Source organism: Streptomyces sp. AHU1, assembly GCF_045343905.1.
Lineage (GTDB): Bacteria > Actinomycetota > Actinomycetes > Streptomycetales > Streptomycetaceae > Streptomyces > Streptomyces triticiradicis.
Genome location: NZ_CP174283.1, coordinates 264,633 through 281,346, shown reverse-complemented (window position 1 = coordinate 281,346; position 16,714 = coordinate 264,633). Strand labels below are relative to the sequence as shown.

The window sequence follows — 16,714 nt, the reverse complement described above, 5'->3', positions numbered from 1 at the left end:
GAACCGGGTCTACCTCTACCAGCGTGTGCCCGTGCGGAACAGATGACCAGGGGCCGTCCGGCCCAAAATGACCGCTTCTGCGCTGTGGGGTCTGCTGCCCAGACCTTGAGGGTGGCGCACTCGTCCCGATCGGGGATTTCGACGAAGGACTGCCGGTCTGGTCCATACGACGCCGATCGGTACGCAGCTGTCGACCGGAAGGATCCGCAGTCCTGTCGCTCGGCTCGCGAGGAGTCCGGTGCCAGCATCCACGAGACTCAACGAACGGCTCGCCCTCACGACTGCTCGTTCGGTATCTGGATCTCAGCCCAGATCGCTTTCCCTCCCGGTATATGCCGTGTTCCCCAGCGGTCGGACAGTTGGGCGATCATCATCAGGCCGCGCCCGCCCTCGTCGAACAGGCGAGCCCGGCGCATGTGCGGGGCGGTACTGCTGCTGTCGGACACCTCGCAGATGAGCGCAGAGCCGCGGATCAGGCGCAGTTGAACGGGAGGGCTGCCATAGCGGATGGCGTTGGTGACCAGTTCGCTCACGACCAACTCGGTCGTGAAGGTGACCTCGTCGAGCCCCCAGTTCGTCAGGCACCGGGAGACCTCGTGCCGAGCGCCCGCCACTGCCGCCGGATCGGAGGGCAGGTCCCAGGTGGCGACCCGGTCCGAGCCGAGGAACCGGGTACGTGCCAGGAGGAGGGCAACGTCGTCCGACGGTTCCGCAGGGAGCATGGTCTCGATCAGATCGTCGCAGACAGTTTCCAGTGAGAGCGCGGGCTGGTCCAAACGCTGCAGCAACAGCGCCATACCTCTGTCGATGTCGTGTTCGGTGCCCTCGACGAGGCCGTCCGTGTACAACGCCAAGAGGCTGCCCTCAGGTACTTCCCACTCGGCCGTTTCGAAAGGGAGACCGCCCACCCCCAAGGGAGGTCCGGCAGACAGCTCGATGAACTCCGCTCTGCCGTCGGGTGTCACCATGACAGGCGGGGGATGGCCCGCCGCAGCGGCGGTGCAGCGACGCGATACCGGATCGTAGACGAGGTACAGACAGGTTGCGATGAGATCGGTGACGACGTCGGGCTCCGAATCCGGTGCGGTGCCCACCTCGGTCTTGAGGTGAGTGACCAGATCATCGACATGAACGAGAAGCTCCTCCGGAGGCAGGTCGACATCGGCCAGAGTGCGCACCGCGGTCCGTAGCCGCCCCATGGTGGCAGAGGCCTGTAGGCCGTGACCTACGACATCGCCGACCACAAGGGCGACGCGGGTGCCCGACAGGGGGATGACGTCGAACCAGTCGCCACCGAGCCCAGCCCGGGAGCGAGCCGGCAGGTACCGGTGAGCCGCCTCCACGGCATCCTGGGCGGCGACGTGCTGCGGAAGCAGACTTCGCTGCAGGGCCAGTGCGGTGGTCCGCTCACGGGTGAAGCGGCGGGCATTGTCGATGGAGACGGCGGTGCGAGCGGCGATCTCCTCCGCGAGAAGCAGATCGTCGTCGTCGAACGGATGCCGACGCCGGTGGCGTACGAGCACGGCCACTCCGAGCGTGACGCCTCGGGCGCGTAGAGGGACGACCATGATCGAGTGCATCCCGAAGGAGCGGACCTTCTCAGCGCGCTCCGGGTCCGCAATCTGCCAGCTTTTGACGGCGTCGTCCGGGGTTCGGTGCAGTGACGAGCGGCCTGTGAGCAGGCAGCTGACGGGAGGTGAGGACGCGGGGTAGTAGTCCACGTCTCCGGGCTGGATCACCGACTCCGGTACTTCGGGCAGGACGGACTGCTGTGCGACACGGCGTAGACCGATGGGCCCTTCGTCGAGGGGCTTGGGTTCGAGGCCGCGCAGCAGCGAGTCCAGCAGGTCGATGCTCACGAAGTCGGCGAGTCGACCCACCGTGATGTCGGCCATTTCCTGTGCCGTATGCATCACGTCCAGAGTGCTGCCCACCTGCGTGCTGACGTCGTTCAGCAGAGCGAGCCGCTCTCGGGCCAGGCGTAGTTCGGTGATGTCGAGCGCCATGAGCTGAAGGTGGCGTACCTCCCCTGCCGGGTTCCTGACGGGCGACACGGTGACGGCCCAGTAGTGTCCGCGGGCTTCGGGGCGCGGTCGGCCGTGCACTTGGAAGTGCTCCGGCTCTCCCGTCTCGAAAACCCGGCGCATACCCTCTTCGACCTTGGTACAGATGTGGGGAGGCAAGATGTCGGTGACACGTCGACCGCGCATCTGTTCCTCCGAGAGGCCCAGCGCGCGGACCGCACCGGCGCTCCCGCGCAGGGCACGCAATTCAGCGTCGTAGATCATCACGGGAAGGTGGCACTGCGCGAAGGCTTCCTCTGTCGTGGCCTCGGCTTCATCCAGATGTTGCGTCGGACGTGGATATGGCCGCTGCATTCGCGTGGCTACGACGAGCCACTGCGTGCTGCCCTCGTGGTCGAGTGAGGCGTATGCCTGGATGTCGGCCGCCACGTCGTGGCCGTCCCGGTGCCGCAGCGTCGATGTTCCCCGCCATCCCTCGGCAGCTGACGAGAGATCTACGGGGATATCGGAATTCTGACCCAGCAGCCCGGCCGCGGAACGCCCGACGACGTCCTCGAACCTGTACCCGAGAAACTGCTGGGCACCGCTGCTCCACCCTGTCACGATCCCCTGTGCGTCAACGACTGCGGTGGCTGAAGCAGGCGGATCCAGAGGACGGCCGTTTCCGAGGGAACTGGCACTCTCCATGTCCATTCATCGCCCATTCTGCCTCGGTTTCTCGCGTTCCGCAGAGGCACAGCAGAGCGGCGGCGCGGCATAGGGGTCGTTCCGTCGCGTCGATTCCTACCTCACTTGTATCGCTCCTTCCTGGCAAGCGCAGGTCGGTGACGGGTCTGATACAGGTTCCTTGATGAACCATGGGTGCCTCCCCTTCGGGGCTTCGGCATAGTCGCACCCTGGGTGAGTTGCCCTGGTATGTGCCGATGACGGTCCGTATGCAAAGCAGGAACAAGGTTCTTTGGGTGCTGATGCAAGGGCCCCGCGGTGGGGTTATCGCCCGCTGATGCCCGGGCTCACTGAGCGGGTCTTCGCACGGTTGTGCCGTTCAATTCGGTGGTGGTGGGAGAGGGGGAGTTGCTTGGATCGGCGCATGGAGAACTCGATCTGGGATGCGTTGCTGCCGGTGGTCCGGGAGGAGGTGGACGAGCTGATCAGGGGCGGTCGGCGGCTTCTCGCGGTGAAACTCGTCCGGGAGGCCCACCCCGGGCCGCTTCCTCGGCTGCCCGACGCTGTGGAGGTGATGTGCGAGCGCGCGGCGGAGCTGGGGTGCTGACACGGGTGTCGGAGCCCTGGGCAGAGAGTCCGTAGGGTCGGCTGCGACGCAGAACCCCGCTGGAGTCCCGATGATGGATATCCGACCAGCAGGCCCTCGGCGTTCTCGTGTGAAGCCCGGTCCGTGGCGATCTGTCAGCTAGATGAGTCCCGGAACGTATCAGGCACCACCTTCCGAGATCATGGAGTTCTCGACGCTCCATGATCCGACGGGAAGACCGTGCCTACCGAAGCATCATCGCTGATGCCGCCCGCCTTTGACTGACTCCGCCGGCATCCTGAGGCCGTGCCCGAGGAAAACCCGGGCTTGCTGGAGTGACTGGCCGAGGTGCCTGACCCTCGGAACCCACGCAGCGTGCGGCACACCCTGATCGCCGTGCTCGCACTCACCGCGTGCGCCGTTCTGGCCGGGGCGACCTCCCTGCGGGTGGCCGGCGAGTGGATCGCTGACGCCCTGTCCTGTGTCCTGGAGCGCCTTGGCATACGGCCTGATCCGCTGTTCCTGAAGCGGTGCGCGCCTGCGGAAACGACGGGACGACGGCTTCTGGGCCGCATCGACAGCGACGCGTTGGACCGAGCGGTGTGGCGACTGGCCGGCCGACCGGCGCCCCGGCACCGACGGCCAGCTGCGCGCACTGGCGGTCGACGGCAAGAGCCTGCGCGGAGCGGGCGGGGTCAAGGGCTGGAAGGTTCACCTGCTCGCTGCATGCGACCCCGTCCGCGGAATGGTCCTGGCCCCGCTCGACATGGGCGAGAAGAGCAATGAGGTCACCTGTCTTCAGGCCTCTACGGGAGACCCTCACCGGCTTGGCGGGCATGGTCGTGACCAGCGGCGCGATGCACACTCAGCGCGAGCATGCGACATACCTGCCGGGCCGCTACGCGCACTACGTCATGATTGTGAAAGGGAATCAGAAGAAGCTCCGCAAGCAGCTCAAGTCCCTTCCGTAGAAGCAGGTTCGGCTGCAGTCACGCACCCGTGACACCGGGCGTGGCCGGGGCGAGAGCTGCCGGACCAAGGTATGCACGGCGAACGACCTGCTCTTCCCCGGCGCACGCCAGGCCGTTCAGTTCAGGCGCCGCCGGGTGGACCGCAAGACCAGCAGGATCAGCATCAAGACTGTCTGCGCCATCACCAGTCTGCCCCCGGGCAGGTCGCATCCGCCCGGCTCGCGATCCTCGTTCGTGACCGCTGGAAGATCGAGGTCCTGTACGCGGACCCCGTCGTCGTGTCGGCACTCCTCCCGGGAGGAGCCCGCCGTCAGGCATGTGCGACCAGACTTCAGGACGGCCGCCCCCGCCGCCAGTGTTTTGGCCGCCACGGGCCGTGGCTCTTGCCCGACGCCGCCCGGACGAGCCCGGTTCGGGCCGTGTTGTGGGGCCACGACCCGAACCGGACCGTTCAGCCGCCCGGCCGGCAGTGCCCGCCGGGCAGCGGGTCAGCGCGTCTTGTTCAGCTTGGCGACGGCCTTCGCGAGGCCGTTGACCCAGAGCTGGTTGACGCGGGAGCGCTCGGCCGCGTTCGGGTAGCGGTTGGTGCAGGACGTACCCGGGCCGCCTCCCGACATGAGCTCGCTGCACGGACCGCTGTAGTGGTCCGGCAGACCCAGCACGTGGCCGGTCTCGTGGGCGGTGACACGGATCGAGTCGTACTGCCGGTTCTGCGCGTAGTCGAGGAAGATGTAGCCGCGGCCGTGGCCGTTCGTGGAGGCGTAGGACCCGCGTGAGTCGTTGCCCTCGTAGTAGGTGAAGTCCGCACCGCTCGTCGTCGCCTGGAGCTTGACGTTCGACACGGAGCTGTTCCAGATCGAGGCGGAACTCGCTATCTGGGAGCGGAAGGACGGCGCCTGGGAGGCGTTGTAGTAGACGGTCACCGACGCCAGGGAGGGGTTGGCGGCCTGCTTCTTGGCGACCGAGTTCAGCACGGCTTCGAAGAACGCCTTGTTGCCTGCGGTGTCTTCGGCCGAGCCGGAGTACCGGGCGCTCGCGACGGCGGTGGAACCGGCCGGGGCCGGGTCGGCAGGCCGGGCGCTCGCCGGGACCGCGGTGCCGAGCGCCGCGGATGCCAGACCGAAGCCGAGCGTGAGAGCCAGGAGTCTCCTGGATGTCTTCGACCTCATGCGGGAGGACAACATGTGTGGTGCTCCTACTCGTTCGTGTGGGGTGGTGAACGATTGGTTCAGCAGGAGTCTCGCGGAGGCCAAGGGGGCTGTGGGTAATGGCAGTTGGGGATAGCGCGGAACTATCAGGGAGTCAACTCGTATGACTTCGTAGCGATTTGAACATCTGGTGCGTCATGCGGAGGGTCCCCTACCCTTTCCGCGTGGAGCTCGAGGTGAGGCACTTACGTGCCCTGTGCGCCATCGCCGACACGGGCAGCCTGCACAAGGCGGCACGTGAACTCGGCGTGGCCCAGCCCTCGTTGAGTGCCCAATTGCGCCGGATCGAGCAGGCCCTCGGCGCGCAGCTCTTCGTCCGCGCGGGTACGGGCTGCCGTCCCACACCAGTGGGCCATGCGGTGCTGAGCCGCGCCAGGCCGCTCGTCACCGAACTCGCCGCGATCGTCACGGAGACGAGAGCCGCGGTGGCCCGGGCCGCGGACGAGAACACCCTGCACATCGGTGCCACGGCGAGCCGGGCCCTGCCGGGCTGGCTGCGCCGGTTGCGTGCCCGCGTTCCCCGCACCGATCCCACGCTTCGGATGGACGTCTCCGCGAACTCCCTGCTGCGGATGGTCGCCGGGGGATGGCTCGAACTGGCCTTCGTGCACGAGGTCGAGGGCAGCCCTCTGTGCGTCCCGCCCGGCCTCTGTCTGCGCGTGGTGATCGAACGCGAACCGCAGTTCGTCACCCTCGCCCCCGACCACCCCGCCGCGGAGCGGTCCGAGGTGCGCCTCGCCGATCTGGCCGACGACCAGTGGATGGTGGACTCCACGGTGGACGGCGAATGGGACGGCCTCTGCCGGGTCCTGCGTGAGGCGGGGATCGAACCCGACATGCTGCACGGCGACTACCTCACGGCGTACTCGCTGGCCGCCACCGGCGACGTCGTCACGGTCAGCCAGCCCACCGCGCTGCCACGCCCCGATGTCGTGGTCCGTCCTCTGCAGGGTGACCCGATAGGAGTGCGCCTGCTGCTCGCCGCCCGCTCGGAGGCCGAACTCGACCACGGGTACGACGAACTGGTGGAGGCCTACTGGGAGGTGGCGCGTCAGGCGCCGGCCTACCGGGCGTGGCTGGAGCGTTCGGGCATGCCGTAGGCCGGCACCCGGGTGGTCCCATGCCCTGACGGCCGCACCGGCCAGGTGATCGGCGGGTCTCGAAGGGGGAGGGGCGCCGGAGTGCCCGGCACTGACGCGGGTCAGTCGGCGCGGGTGCCGGTCCAGCCGTTTCCGAGCAGGTCGAAGACCCGGTCGAGGGCGGTGTCGGGGTCGTGGGACCCGCGGACGAGGGCGGGCGCCTCCAGGGCGAAGTGGGCCAGCGCCCGGCAGCCCGGGTCGTCGGTGGGCAGTCCGGCGTCGTCGGCGATCGCCGCGGCCAGGGCGTGTTCGTGCCGCAGCCACATCCGTCGGGCGTACTCGCGCAGCGCCGGGGTGGTGTCGATCAGGCGCAGGAAGTCGTCGAACCGGGGGTCGGTGTGGACCCGCCGGGAGTGTTCGCCCAGCAGCATCCGGTGCAGGGCCTCCGGGACCGACTGGCCGGCGGGGCGCTCACGGACCGCCGCGACCAGGGCCGCCTCACGGTCCACGTCCTGGTCGAAGACCAGCGCCTCCTTGCCGTCGGGGAAGTGTTTGAAGAGCGTCGTCACCGAGACGTCGGCCGCGTCGGCGATCTCGCGCACCCCGACCTCGTCGTAGCCCCGCTCGGTGAACAGCCGCAGTGCCGCGTCCGCGAGGGACTGGCGGGTGGCTGCCTTCTTGCGCTCTCGGCGCCCCATCTCGGTCACCCGGTCACCTTACCGCGTTCATGGATCGACTTAGAAAGTTTAGCTGTTACGCTTTTTTAGCGGTTACACATATGTTGGCGCCGCCGCGACCCGTCGCGGCCCGCGCCGCCCAAGAGGGGGAAGGTCCCGATGACGAACAGCACACCCCGGATCTGCGTGGTCGGCGGCGGCCCCGCCGGCCTGACCTGCGCCCGCGTCCTGCAAGGGCACGGCATCGAGGTCACCGTGTACGACGCCGACGACTCCGTGGACTCCCGCGACCCCGGCGGCACGCTCGACCTGCACGCCGACTCCGGACAGATCGCCCTCGCGGACGCCGGGCTGCTCGACGCCTTCATGGCGCAGGCCCGGCCGGAGGGGCAGGCCAAGACCCGCCGCGACCACCACGGCACGGTCCTTGCGGAGTTCACCCCGGGCCCCGGCGACGAGGCCGCTCCTGAGATCGACCGTGGCCGGCTGCGCCGCCTGCTCTTCGACCACCTGCGGCCCGGCACCGTCCGCTGGGGCCACCGGCTCGTCCGCGCGACCCGGCTCGGCCACGGCGGGCACCGCCTGGAGTTCGCGGACGGCACCGCCGTGGAGGCCGACCTGGTGATCGGCGCAGACGGGGCGTGGTCGAAGGTCCGCCCCCTGGTCAGCGACGCCACCCCGCGGCACCTGGGGGTCTGCTTCCTGGACGCCCGGTTCGACGAGGTCGACTCCCGCCACCCGGAGGTCGCCGCGATCGTCGGCGCCGGCCACATGTTCTCCAACGACAACGACGGCCGCGCGGTGATCCTGCAGCGCAACGGCGACGGCGTGGTCCGCGGCTACATCGCGTTCCGCGCCGCACCGGACTGGCAGGTCGGGGCCGGCGTGGACCTCACCGACCGGGAGAGCATCCGCTCCCACCTGGCGCGGGAGTTCGGCCACTGGTCGGCGGCCATGCGCGCGTTGATCGTCCGCAACGACGGCGACTACGTGCCACGGTCCTTCTGGGCCCTGCCCGCCCCGCTCACCTGGGAGCACGTGCCCGGGGTCACGCTGATCGGTGACGCGGCCCACCTGATGGCGCCCTTCGGCGGGCACGGCGCCAACCTCGCGATGCTGGACGGCGCGGAACTCGCGCACGCCGTCAGCCGGGCGTGCGGCCCCGACCCGGTGACCGGCCTCGACGAGGCGACCGCCCGCTACGAGTCGGACATGTTCGCCCGCTCCGGAGACCTCGCCGTGAGCTCGAACGAGGCCCTGCTGCAGTTCTTCGCCACCACCGACGTGCCGGACCTGCCGCCGGACCCCGAGCAGGAACACCGGGACTACCTCGCCCGGGCGGAGTCCTACCGCCAGGAGCGGGCCCGGCGGGCGGACGAGCACACCGATTCGTAAGCTCTCCGGACGAGCGGGTGCCGAAGGGGCCGCGGCCCCGGAGACGCCGACGCGGAAGGCCCGCGGCGAGCCGACGGCCGCGGGCCTGTCCGCGGTCGTGTCGGAGCCGGTCCCTGCCCTGGCCGGTGGCGCCGTGGCGGACGTCGACGACGGTGCCGACGCGGCCGGTGGTGCGGTCGAAAGGGCTCACGTGGTCGTGGCACCCGCTTGCCCGACACCGAACTCGAACAAGGACCGGCCGTGCGGGGACACGGACGCAGCCTGCTTGACCTGCCGTATCAGCCCCTGCAGAGTCGGCATGCGGCACCGTGCCGGCGCCGCCCGATCCTGCCGACGGGCCTGCCCGGCACGGGCGGAAGACCGTCCCGACATCCAGGAGCGACTGATCCGATGGTCCTCGACCTCCTCGTGATCGGTACGGCCATCACCCTGGGGCCCCTGCACAACAGCGCCTACATCCTGCTGCTCTCCTCACGGCGCGGCGTCCGCCAGGGCCTGGCGTTCCTCCTGTCGTGGCTGGCCAACCTGATCGCGGTCATCGCCTGCGTGATGCTGCTGACCGGCGGACAGCCCCCGGACCTCCACACCGCGCCCTCGACCGCCTCGATCACCGTGAAGCTCGCCATCGGCGTGGCGCTGGTGTTCTACGGCGCGTACCGGTACCGCCGGCCACCGCGCCCGCACGGGCCGCCGCGCTGGAGAGCCCGGATCGACGACGCCTCCCCCGCCACCGCGGCCGGCCTGGCGTGGGTACTGCAGCCCTGGGCGCTGGTCGGAGCCGGCGCCGCCACCGCTGTCGACGCGAACCTCTCCACCGTCGCCGACTGGATCGCGCTGACCGGCTACTGCCTGCTGGCCACGCTCAGCCTCATCGTCATGGAGACGTACGCGCTCCGGGCGCCGGTGGCCGCGCATGCCCGGCTGAACGCCCTGCGCAGCTGGATGGACCAACACCAGGAGCGGCTGATCGTCACGCTTTCGGTGCTCGTCGGACTGTGGCTGACGGCACACAGCATCTACGAACTCGTGGTCTGACACCGGGCGGTGGGCGCATGACCCTCGCGCGGTCCGGTCAGCCGGCTCGATCGTCCGGACCGGCGCTGAGATAGCGGCCGATGCAGCTGTTGGTCGTCGTACGGCCGCGTTCGGCGCAGAACGCGAGGGCCGCGTCGCTGTCGGCGAACGGACCGGGCGCGTAGATCACCCAGTAGCCGGGGCGCAGGGACGCGTAGTCGTCGCTGCGCAGGACGAGCGCTTCGGGCACGGAGACACGGATGTCCGCGAGGTGCCGGTCGCGGGCCGCGGTGCCCGAGGAGAAGGGTTCGGAGGACAGTTGGGCGATCCAGCGACCGGTTCCGGCCGGGAGGGGCGAGGACGCCGGGAGGGACGAGGACCGGGAACGGCCGGGGGTGGACGCGGCGGGCTCGCTGGGCGTCGGAACGGGGCTCGGGCTCAGCCGCGGCGACGAACTCCGAGGTGTGGTGGCGGGCGCGGCGGAGGTGTTCGGTGCGGCGGAGGTGTTCGGCGCGGAGCCTCCCGCCCGGTCGGCGGCCTTGTCGTCGTCGAACGGGAACAGGGTGAGGACCAGCGTGGTCACGGCGACGGCGGCCACGACCAGCGCGGCGGTGAGGGCGGCTCCGCGACGCCGGTGCGGATGCCCGGGGAGCGGGGAGTCCGGCAGGGTGGGCGATACCGGGACGGGCGATACCGGGGCGGGTGGGGCCGGTACCGGCCCCACCGTCAGTGTCGGCCGGTCCCACCGCGGTGTGTGACCCGACTCGACCTGGGCCAGCAGCTCGTCCAGTTGCGCGGCACCGGGGCGGGCGGCCGGATCGCGTACGAGGAGGGACTGCAGGACCTGGGCGAGGGGACCGGAGCGCACGGGCGGTGGGACCGGGTCGTCGAGGACGGCGGCCAGGGTGGCGAGCGTGGTCACGCGACGCAGCGGGCTCACGCCCTCCACGCACACGTACAGGAGCAGCCCGAGGGACCACAGGTCGGAGGCCGGGTCGTCGTCGTGGCCGCGGATGCGTTCGGGGGCCATGTACTCGGGGGAGCCGACGAGCTCGCCCGTGGCCGTGAGCGCGGTCGCGCCCTGGAGGGCGGCGATGCCGAAGTCGGTGAGCACGGCGTGGCCGTCGGGGCGGAGCAGGACGTTGGCCGGCTTGACGTCCCGGTGCTGAATGCCCGCCGCGTGGGCGACACGCAGGGCGGCGAGCACCTGACGGCCGATGCGCGCGGACTCCGCCGGGCTCAACAGGCCTTCGGACAGGCGTTCCTGCAACGACCGGCCGGGCACCAGCTCCATCACGATCCACGGATGGGGATGCGTGTCGACGATCTGGTGGACGGTCACCACGTGCGGATCATTGAGCCGTGCCAGCGCTCTCGCCTCGCGGATGACCCGCTCGCGGAGAGCGGGGGACGCCTCCGTGTCGGGGTGCACGGCTTTGAGGGCGACGTTCCGGTCCAGCACGGTGTCGCGAGCCCGCCAGACCGTGCCCATCCCCCCGCTGCCGAGCCGATCGACCAGCTCGAAGCGTCCGTCGATCATGTCCCCCGGAGCGTTCATACGCGACAGGTTAAAGCAGGCGGAGAACACCGAGGGACGACTCCCGGGACCGGGCCCGGAGGCAGAGCCGGGTGTGCCCCCGTCCGGTTCCCGTCCGGTTCCCGGCCGGGGGCACAGGTCACGCCCGCCGACGGAGAGACGTCCTGGCCGGCCGTTCCCGGAGGGGGAGAGCGGGCAGCAGGTCGCCGCGCACTCGGGGCGCGCGAGTGCGGGAGGACCGCCCCGGCACGCGGCCCGGGGCTGGTCCGTTCCACGCTGCCGGGGACCGTGTCGAGCGGTGCCGACCGAGCGGACGCGGGGTCAGCCCCCCTCGCCCCGCCGCGCCTGCCGGGCGAGGGACCGGAATTCCCGCCAGCGCACCTGGGGCCGGTCCAGCCCACGGCGCCGCAGATAGCGGGCGGTGGCCCGGCGGGTCGTACGCAGCACGGACACCGCCTCGCTCGCACGGCCCGAACCCATCGGCTCCACCACGCCCGACGGGACCAGCAGCAACCCGCGCTCCGCCGCGCGCAGTTCGCCGCGTACGAGCGCGTTGTGCATGTTGTCGAGCCGCTCGTCGTGCCGGTGCACCAGGAGAGAGGCGGGGCCCGGCACGGCCGCGCAGTCGGCCGGCGCGTCCACGGCGAAGCCGCCGGCCGCCGGCACGGGCCGGGTACGCGCCAGCACCGGCGCGCCGGTGGCGTCACGGGCGGCGAGCACCGCCGTCGGGTAGCGCGCGAGCAGCGCGGCGCCGGGCAGCCGGCTGTCCCCCTTGGCCGCCGGCCGCGTGACGGCGAGCAGCGGCGGCCGTACCACGACCTGGTCGGGGGTCACGGTGATCAGCAACCGCAGGTAGTACCAGTCCATCACCCGGCGCAGCGGAGGAAGGACGTACGACCTGCTGTGAGGCTGCCGTTCGAACAGCATCCGCCAGCAGTCCTCGGCGCCCTGAGGGCCCGTCATGATCTCGTCGGGGCACTCGGCGTGCCCTCCGACGAAGATCTGCCGGGGCTCCTTCAGACCGCTGCCGGTCGGATCGGAGAAGAGGAGGGCGACCCGGCCGTCACGGCGGATGTTCAGCGCCTTCTGGGCGAAGGCCAGGGACGTGCTCAGCAGCAGTGTCCCGTCCGGACGGCGCCGTACGGCCGTCGGCCAGGCGAGCGGGGTGCCGTCCCGGCCCAGGGTGGCGAACTCGCAGGTCCGGTAGGCGTCCAGGACGTCGAGCGGGGCGGAGTCGAGGAGAGGCATCGTGCTACTCCCCGGCCAACGGGGCACGCATGGCGCGGCGGTGGGCGACGTACTGGCGTCGGCCGAGGGACCGCCACAGGAGCCGGCCGATCAGCGGAACCCGGCCCAGGAAGTAGGCCCGTTCCTCGGGCGTCGCCTCCTCCAGGATCGCCCCGAGCGCCAGCATCCGCTTGTTCTTCGGTATGCCGTCCATGCCCCGCTCGCCGACCAGGTCCCATTCCGCGACGGTCAGATGCTCGGCGACGAGCGGCAGGACCGACCGCTCCTCCTCGTCGAGGTGGGCCAGCAGCGCCGTCCGGTGCGCGTCCAGCGCCAGGGCCAGTTCCTCACCGGAGATCCGGTCGGCGGACCGCTCCCACACGGGAAGCCACTCGGCCACGGCCGTCAGCGTGCGGTCGATCTCCTCGTGCTGGAGCTGCATCCGGCCCACCCGTTCCTCGTCGAGCGGGGCGCGGTCCCGCAGCAGCGGCCAGATCAGCTCGTCCTCGGCGTGGTGATGGTGGTGCAGGCCCATGGTGTAGTCCCGCAACGCTCCGGCGACCCGCGCCGCACGGGCCGTGTCCCCCTCGGGCACGGCCCGCACCAGCCGGGGCAGCGTGGCCGACTCGCGGCGGAACACCCGGTGCACCACGACCATTTCGTGGGTATGAGGACGCCCGGCGGTGGAGGAGACGCCAGGGTTGCTGTTGAGGGACATGCTCACTTGCTCCAACGATCGAATGCGTACGAAGGCCGCCCCAGCGTCACGCGCCCCGTTTGGCGTTCACTTGGCGCCCGACTTGGCGACCGGTCGGCGCGCACGGATGCCGTCCGGGACCGTGCACGGCGGATGCCCGAACCGATGGGCGTTTATCGTCTGTTGACGGAGCGGACGCGGGTCTCGGGTAGATTCCGCGAGCGTGCTGCGTTTGCGAGTCCTGGGTCCGCTGGACGCCGAAGTCGCCGGGACACCGGTCGCCTTGGGCGCTCCACGGCAGCGCGCCGTCCTGTCGCTGCTGATCGCCGCCCGGGGCGGTGTCGTACCCGTGGACCGCATGACGGACGCCCTGTGGCGGGGCGAACCGCCGGCCAAGGCACTGGTGTCCCTGCACGCCTATCTGTCGAACCTGCGGCGCTGCCTGGAGCCGGGGCGGCCGCCGCGCACCCCTGCCGCCGTCCTGGTCACCGCCCCGCCCGGGTACGCCCTCAGACTGCCCGGGGACGCCGTGGACGCGTGGCGTTTCGAGACCCGGGTCGGCCGGGCACGCGGCGCACCGGCCGAGGAGGCGCGGGTGTCGCTGGCCGAGGCGCTCGGCTGGTGGCGCGGACCGGCCTTCGCCGGGCACGCGGACGAACCCTGGGCCGCGACCGAGGTGGCCCGGCTCGACGGACTGCGCGCCGAGGCCCTCGAACTCGCCGTCGCCGCCGATCTGGCCACCGGCCGGGCCGCGCAGGCCGCGCACGACGCGGAGGGACTCGTCCAGGGCAGCCCACTGCGCGAGGAGGGCTGGCGGCTGCTGGCCCTGGCGCAGTGGGCCTGCGACAGGCAGGCCGACGCGCTCGCCTCGCTGCGCCGTGCCACCACCGTCCTGCGCGACGAGATCGGCTGCGATCCGGGCCCGGCCCTGCGGGACCTGGAACGCGCCGTGCTCGACGGACGCCTCGACGTCCTGCGCGCGGCGGTGCCCGAACCGGCCGCCGCGCCGCCCGCCCGTATCGCGTCGCCGCCGGCCGGACCCGGCCTGTTCGTGGGCCGGAACGCGGAGCTGCGCGCCCTGGAGGCGGCGGCGCGGGCCGCCGCGCCGCGCGGCGGCACCGTGCTGGTCACCGGCGAGGCCGGTGCGGGCAAGTCCGCGTTCCTCGACCAGGCGGCCACCCGGCTGCGGAGGACCGGCTGGCGGGTGGTGATCGGGCACTGTCCCGAATACGAGGGCGCGCCGCCCGCCTGGGCCTGGGTGGAGGCGCTCGGCGCGCTCGCACGCGAGGTGCCCCCGGCCGCCCCCGACGAACTGGCGGTCCTGCTGCGGGAATCGGACGGCGCGGCCCTCCCCGCCGGGGCCCTCCCCGCCGGGGACGAGGCGACGGCCGGCCGCTTCCGCATGCACCGGGCCTTCGCCGCCTGGCTGCGGGCCGCAGCTGCCGGGACGCCGCTCGCCGTCCTGCTGGAGGACGTGCACCGCGCCGACGCCGAGACGCTGGCCCTGGTCGAGACGGCCGCGTCGGTCACGGGGGTCCCGCTGCTCACCGTCGCCGGGTACCGGCCCTCGGACGTGGGCGACCATCTCCTCAAGACCCTCGCCCAGTTGGCCCCCTACGGCCCGCACCGGATCGCGCTCGCGGGGCTGGCACCGCAGGACACCGCGACCCTGGTGGAAGCGGTCTGCGGAGAGCCGGTCGACCCGGCGACGGTGGCCGCGCTCGCCGAACGTACCGGCGGGAACCCGTTCTACGTCCGGGAGAGCGCGCGTCTCCTCGCCGACGAAGGGGCTCTGGTCGCGGTCTCCGAGGTGCCGCAGGGCGTACGCGACGTCCTGCGCAGGCGCCTCGCGCTGCTGCCCGACGCCGCCCGTGCCGTCGTACAACTCGCCGCCGTACTGGGCCTGGAGGCGGAGGCCGGCCTGCTCGTCGACGCCTCCGACGGGACGGAGGAAGAGGTCCTGGACGGGCTGGACGCCGCGCTGGCCGCCGGACTGCTGGCCGAACCGGGCCCCGGCCGCGTCCGGTTCGTACACGCCCTGGTCCGGGACACCGTCTACGCGGACCTGTCCGGAGTACGACGCGCCCGGCTGCACGCCCGTGTCGCGCGGCTGCTGCGCCTCCACCGCCCAGGCGAACTCGCGGCCCTGGCCCATCACTTCGCACGCTCGGGCAGTGCGGACGACGCCCCGTTCGCCGTCGACTACGCACTGCGGGCCGCCGAGGCCGCCGAACGGCGGTACGCACACGGCGTCGCCGTCACCCTGATCCAGCAGGCCATCGACACCCACACCGCGGCGGCGGGCGAGGACGCACCGCCGGACCGGCTGATCGAGCTGCTGGTGCGTCTCCTCGGCGCACAGGTCCGCACCGGTGCCACGGACGCCGCCCGCCGCACCCGGCGGCGGGCCGTCGAACTCGCCGAACAGGCCGACCGGGGCGACCTGGTGGCGGCGGTCTACGGCGCGTGGACCGAACCCACCCCCTGGCGCAGCAGATTGGACGGCCCCTACGACCGGATCGCCCTGGCCCGCCTCGAACACCTCGCGACCGAAACGGAGTTGGACGGCCCCACCCGTGCCCGCGTCCTCCAGGTGCTCGTCGACGCGGTCGCGGGCGAGGACGCTCCCCGCGCTCTGGAAGCGGCTCGCGACCAGCTCGCCCTGGCCCGCGCGAACGGTGAACCCCGGCTGATGGCCGCCGCGTTGATGACGTCGGCGAGACTGCTGCCGCACGAGGCCCACGCCGGAGCCCGGCCCTCGCTCACCGAGGAGCTGCGCCGCCTCGCGCACGCCCATGACCTGCCCGCCTACCGCTGGGTCTGCGAGCACCTCGACGCGATGACCGCCGCCGCCCGCAACGACCCCGCCGCGGTGCGCCGGCACACCGCCGAGGGGCTCGTGCTCGCCCGTCGTTACCGCCTGGTGTGGGCGCAGGGGCTGAGCGCCGCGACCTCCGCCATGCTGGCCGCGGTCGCCGGCCGCTTCGACGCGGCGGAGGCCGGTTACACGGAGGCCGACACCCTGCTCCAGCGGGTCGGAGCGCACCACGCGACCGGGCTGCGCACGCTCGCCCTGATCAGCATGCGGCTCCTCCAGGACCGCGTGGCAGAGATCGAGCCGATGGTCCACGCCGTGTACGAGTCGGCCGGCGGGCCGGTCTCGGTGGCCCGGGCGCTGGTCCTGGCCCGCCTCGGCAGACTCGACGAGGCGCGGGCCGTACCCGTGTCACCGGAGCCGATGCGGGACCATCTCTACGGCCTGGAACTGGACTTCCGCGCTCAGCTCGCCGTGCTCGTCGGCGACCACGCGGGCGCGGTGGCGCTCACCGGGCACCTGGAGCCGCTGCGGGACCAGATCGCGGGCGCGGCCGGTGCGGCCTACGCCAGCCGGCCCATCGCGCACGCGCTCGCCGACCTGTACCGGTTCCTCGGCGAGCACCGGCGGGCGGCGGACGCCTACGCGCTGGCCGAGCGCACGGCACACGCCTGGGGGTCCGCCCATCTCGCCGAACTCGCCACCCGGGCCGCGGCCGACCTGTCGGCCGAACACGACCGCCGACGCACCCTCTAGCCCTCCGGCCGGCAACGTCCGCCGGACCGCCCCGACCGGCCGCCGGCCACCTGCCGACGAAC

General features: G+C 71.8%; 13 protein-coding genes. 7 read left to right on the top strand and 6 right to left on the bottom strand.

Annotated elements, in window-relative coordinates; all coding sequences use genetic code 11:
• Positions 1–275: 275 nt before the first annotated feature.
• A complete protein-coding gene (locus ACICHK_RS01325) occupies positions 276–2,717 on the bottom strand; it encodes a SpoIIE family protein phosphatase (protein WP_406835136.1) in 2,442 nt (813 codons plus the stop codon).
• Between the two features lie 397 nt (positions 2,718–3,114).
• Here ACICHK_RS01325 and ACICHK_RS01320 point away from each other — a divergent pair, with 397 nt between their 5' ends.
• The 3 genes from ACICHK_RS01320 (at position 3,115) to ACICHK_RS01310 (ending at position 4,247) form a co-directional block, all read left to right on the top strand.
• Positions 3,115–3,297, top strand: a complete 183-nt coding sequence (locus ACICHK_RS01320; protein WP_406835135.1) for a hypothetical protein — start codon at positions 3,115–3,117, stop codon at positions 3,295–3,297.
• 327 nt (positions 3,298–3,624) lie between these two features.
• Positions 3,625–4,062 (top strand): transposase family protein, encoded by a 438-nt coding sequence (locus ACICHK_RS01315; protein WP_406835134.1) that lies wholly within the window; start codon positions 3,625–3,627, stop codon positions 4,060–4,062.
• Positions 4,063–4,103: 41 nt separating this feature from the next.
• Positions 4,104–4,247, top strand: coding sequence for a hypothetical protein (locus ACICHK_RS01310; protein WP_406835133.1), 144 nt, complete (start codon positions 4,104–4,106; stop codon positions 4,245–4,247).
• Positions 4,248–4,735: 488 nt separating this feature from the next.
• Here ACICHK_RS01310 and snpA read toward each other — a convergent pair whose 3' ends face one another.
• Positions 4,736–5,416, bottom strand: a complete 681-nt coding sequence (gene snpA, locus ACICHK_RS01305) for a snapalysin (protein WP_406835131.1) — start codon at positions 5,414–5,416, stop codon at positions 4,736–4,738.
• Between the two features lie 203 nt (positions 5,417–5,619).
• Here snpA and ACICHK_RS01300 point away from each other — a divergent pair, with 203 nt between their 5' ends.
• Positions 5,620–6,555 carry a LysR family transcriptional regulator gene (locus ACICHK_RS01300; protein ID WP_406835130.1) on the top strand — a complete coding sequence of 312 codons (936 nt, stop codon included), beginning with the start codon at positions 5,620–5,622 and terminating at the stop codon, positions 6,553–6,555.
• A 101-nt stretch (positions 6,556–6,656) separates the two neighbouring features.
• Here ACICHK_RS01300 and ACICHK_RS01295 read toward each other — a convergent pair whose 3' ends face one another.
• Entirely contained in the window at positions 6,657–7,232 is a 576-nt protein-coding gene (locus ACICHK_RS01295) for a TetR/AcrR family transcriptional regulator (protein ID WP_406841133.1), read from the bottom strand.
• A 138-nt stretch (positions 7,233–7,370) separates the two neighbouring features.
• Between ACICHK_RS01295 and ACICHK_RS01290 the strand changes: the two genes are divergently transcribed.
• A complete protein-coding gene (locus ACICHK_RS01290; RefSeq protein WP_406835129.1) occupies positions 7,371–8,606 on the top strand; it encodes an FAD-dependent oxidoreductase in 1,236 nt (411 codons plus the stop codon).
• A gap of 390 nt (positions 8,607–8,996) precedes the next feature.
• Complete coding sequence (locus ACICHK_RS01285; RefSeq protein WP_406835128.1) at positions 8,997–9,641, top strand: GAP family protein; 645 nt, start codon at positions 8,997–8,999, stop codon at positions 9,639–9,641.
• A gap of 37 nt (positions 9,642–9,678) precedes the next feature.
• Here the strand turns inward: ACICHK_RS01285 and ACICHK_RS01280 are convergent, their stop codons facing one another.
• From ACICHK_RS01280 to ACICHK_RS01270, 3 genes are all read right to left on the bottom strand, one after another.
• The gene (locus ACICHK_RS01280; RefSeq protein ID WP_406835126.1) at positions 9,679–11,178 is read right to left on the bottom strand and encodes a serine/threonine-protein kinase; all 1,500 of its coding nucleotides are present in this window, start codon (positions 11,176–11,178) and stop codon (positions 9,679–9,681) included.
• Positions 11,179–11,478: 300 nt separating this feature from the next.
• Positions 11,479–12,405 carry a pyridoxamine 5'-phosphate oxidase family protein gene (locus ACICHK_RS01275; protein ID WP_406835125.1) on the bottom strand — a complete coding sequence of 309 codons (927 nt, stop codon included), beginning with the start codon at positions 12,403–12,405 and terminating at the stop codon, positions 11,479–11,481.
• 4 nt (positions 12,406–12,409) lie between these two features.
• Complete coding sequence (locus tag ACICHK_RS01270; protein ID WP_406835124.1) at positions 12,410–13,102, bottom strand: hemerythrin domain-containing protein; 693 nt, start codon at positions 13,100–13,102, stop codon at positions 12,410–12,412.
• 202 nt (positions 13,103–13,304) lie between these two features.
• On the opposite strand from ACICHK_RS01270, the gene ACICHK_RS01265 reads away from it, so the two are divergent.
• On the top strand, positions 13,305–16,652 hold the full coding sequence (locus tag ACICHK_RS01265) for a BTAD domain-containing putative transcriptional regulator (RefSeq protein WP_406835123.1): 3,348 nt from the start codon (positions 13,305–13,307) through the stop codon (positions 16,650–16,652).
• Positions 16,653–16,714: the final 62 nt, after the last annotated feature.

Bases quoted from the DNA above. Each gene is read 5' to 3' on its own strand.
- ACICHK_RS01325 (WP_406835136.1), bottom strand. From the start codon at position 2,717: ATGGACATGGAGAGTGCCAGTTCCCTCGGAAACGGCCGTCCTCTGGAT.
- ACICHK_RS01320 (WP_406835135.1), top strand. From the start codon at position 3,115: ATGGAGAACTCGATCTGGGATGCGTTGCTGCCGGTGGTCCGGGAGGAG.
- snpA (WP_406835131.1), bottom strand. From the start codon at position 5,416: ATGAGGTCGAAGACATCCAGGAGACTCCTGGCTCTCACGCTCGGCTTC.
- ACICHK_RS01295 (WP_406841133.1), bottom strand. From the start codon at position 7,232: ATGGGGCGCCGAGAGCGCAAGAAGGCAGCCACCCGCCAGTCCCTCGCG.
- ACICHK_RS01290 (WP_406835129.1), top strand. From the start codon at position 7,371: ATGACGAACAGCACACCCCGGATCTGCGTGGTCGGCGGCGGCCCCGCC.
- ACICHK_RS01285 (WP_406835128.1), top strand. From the start codon at position 8,997: ATGGTCCTCGACCTCCTCGTGATCGGTACGGCCATCACCCTGGGGCCC.
- ACICHK_RS01280 (WP_406835126.1), bottom strand. From the start codon at position 11,178: ATGAACGCTCCGGGGGACATGATCGACGGACGCTTCGAGCTGGTCGAT.
- ACICHK_RS01275 (WP_406835125.1), bottom strand. From the start codon at position 12,405: ATGCCTCTCCTCGACTCCGCCCCGCTCGACGTCCTGGACGCCTACCGG.
- ACICHK_RS01270 (WP_406835124.1), bottom strand. From the start codon at position 13,102: ATGTCCCTCAACAGCAACCCTGGCGTCTCCTCCACCGCCGGGCGTCCT.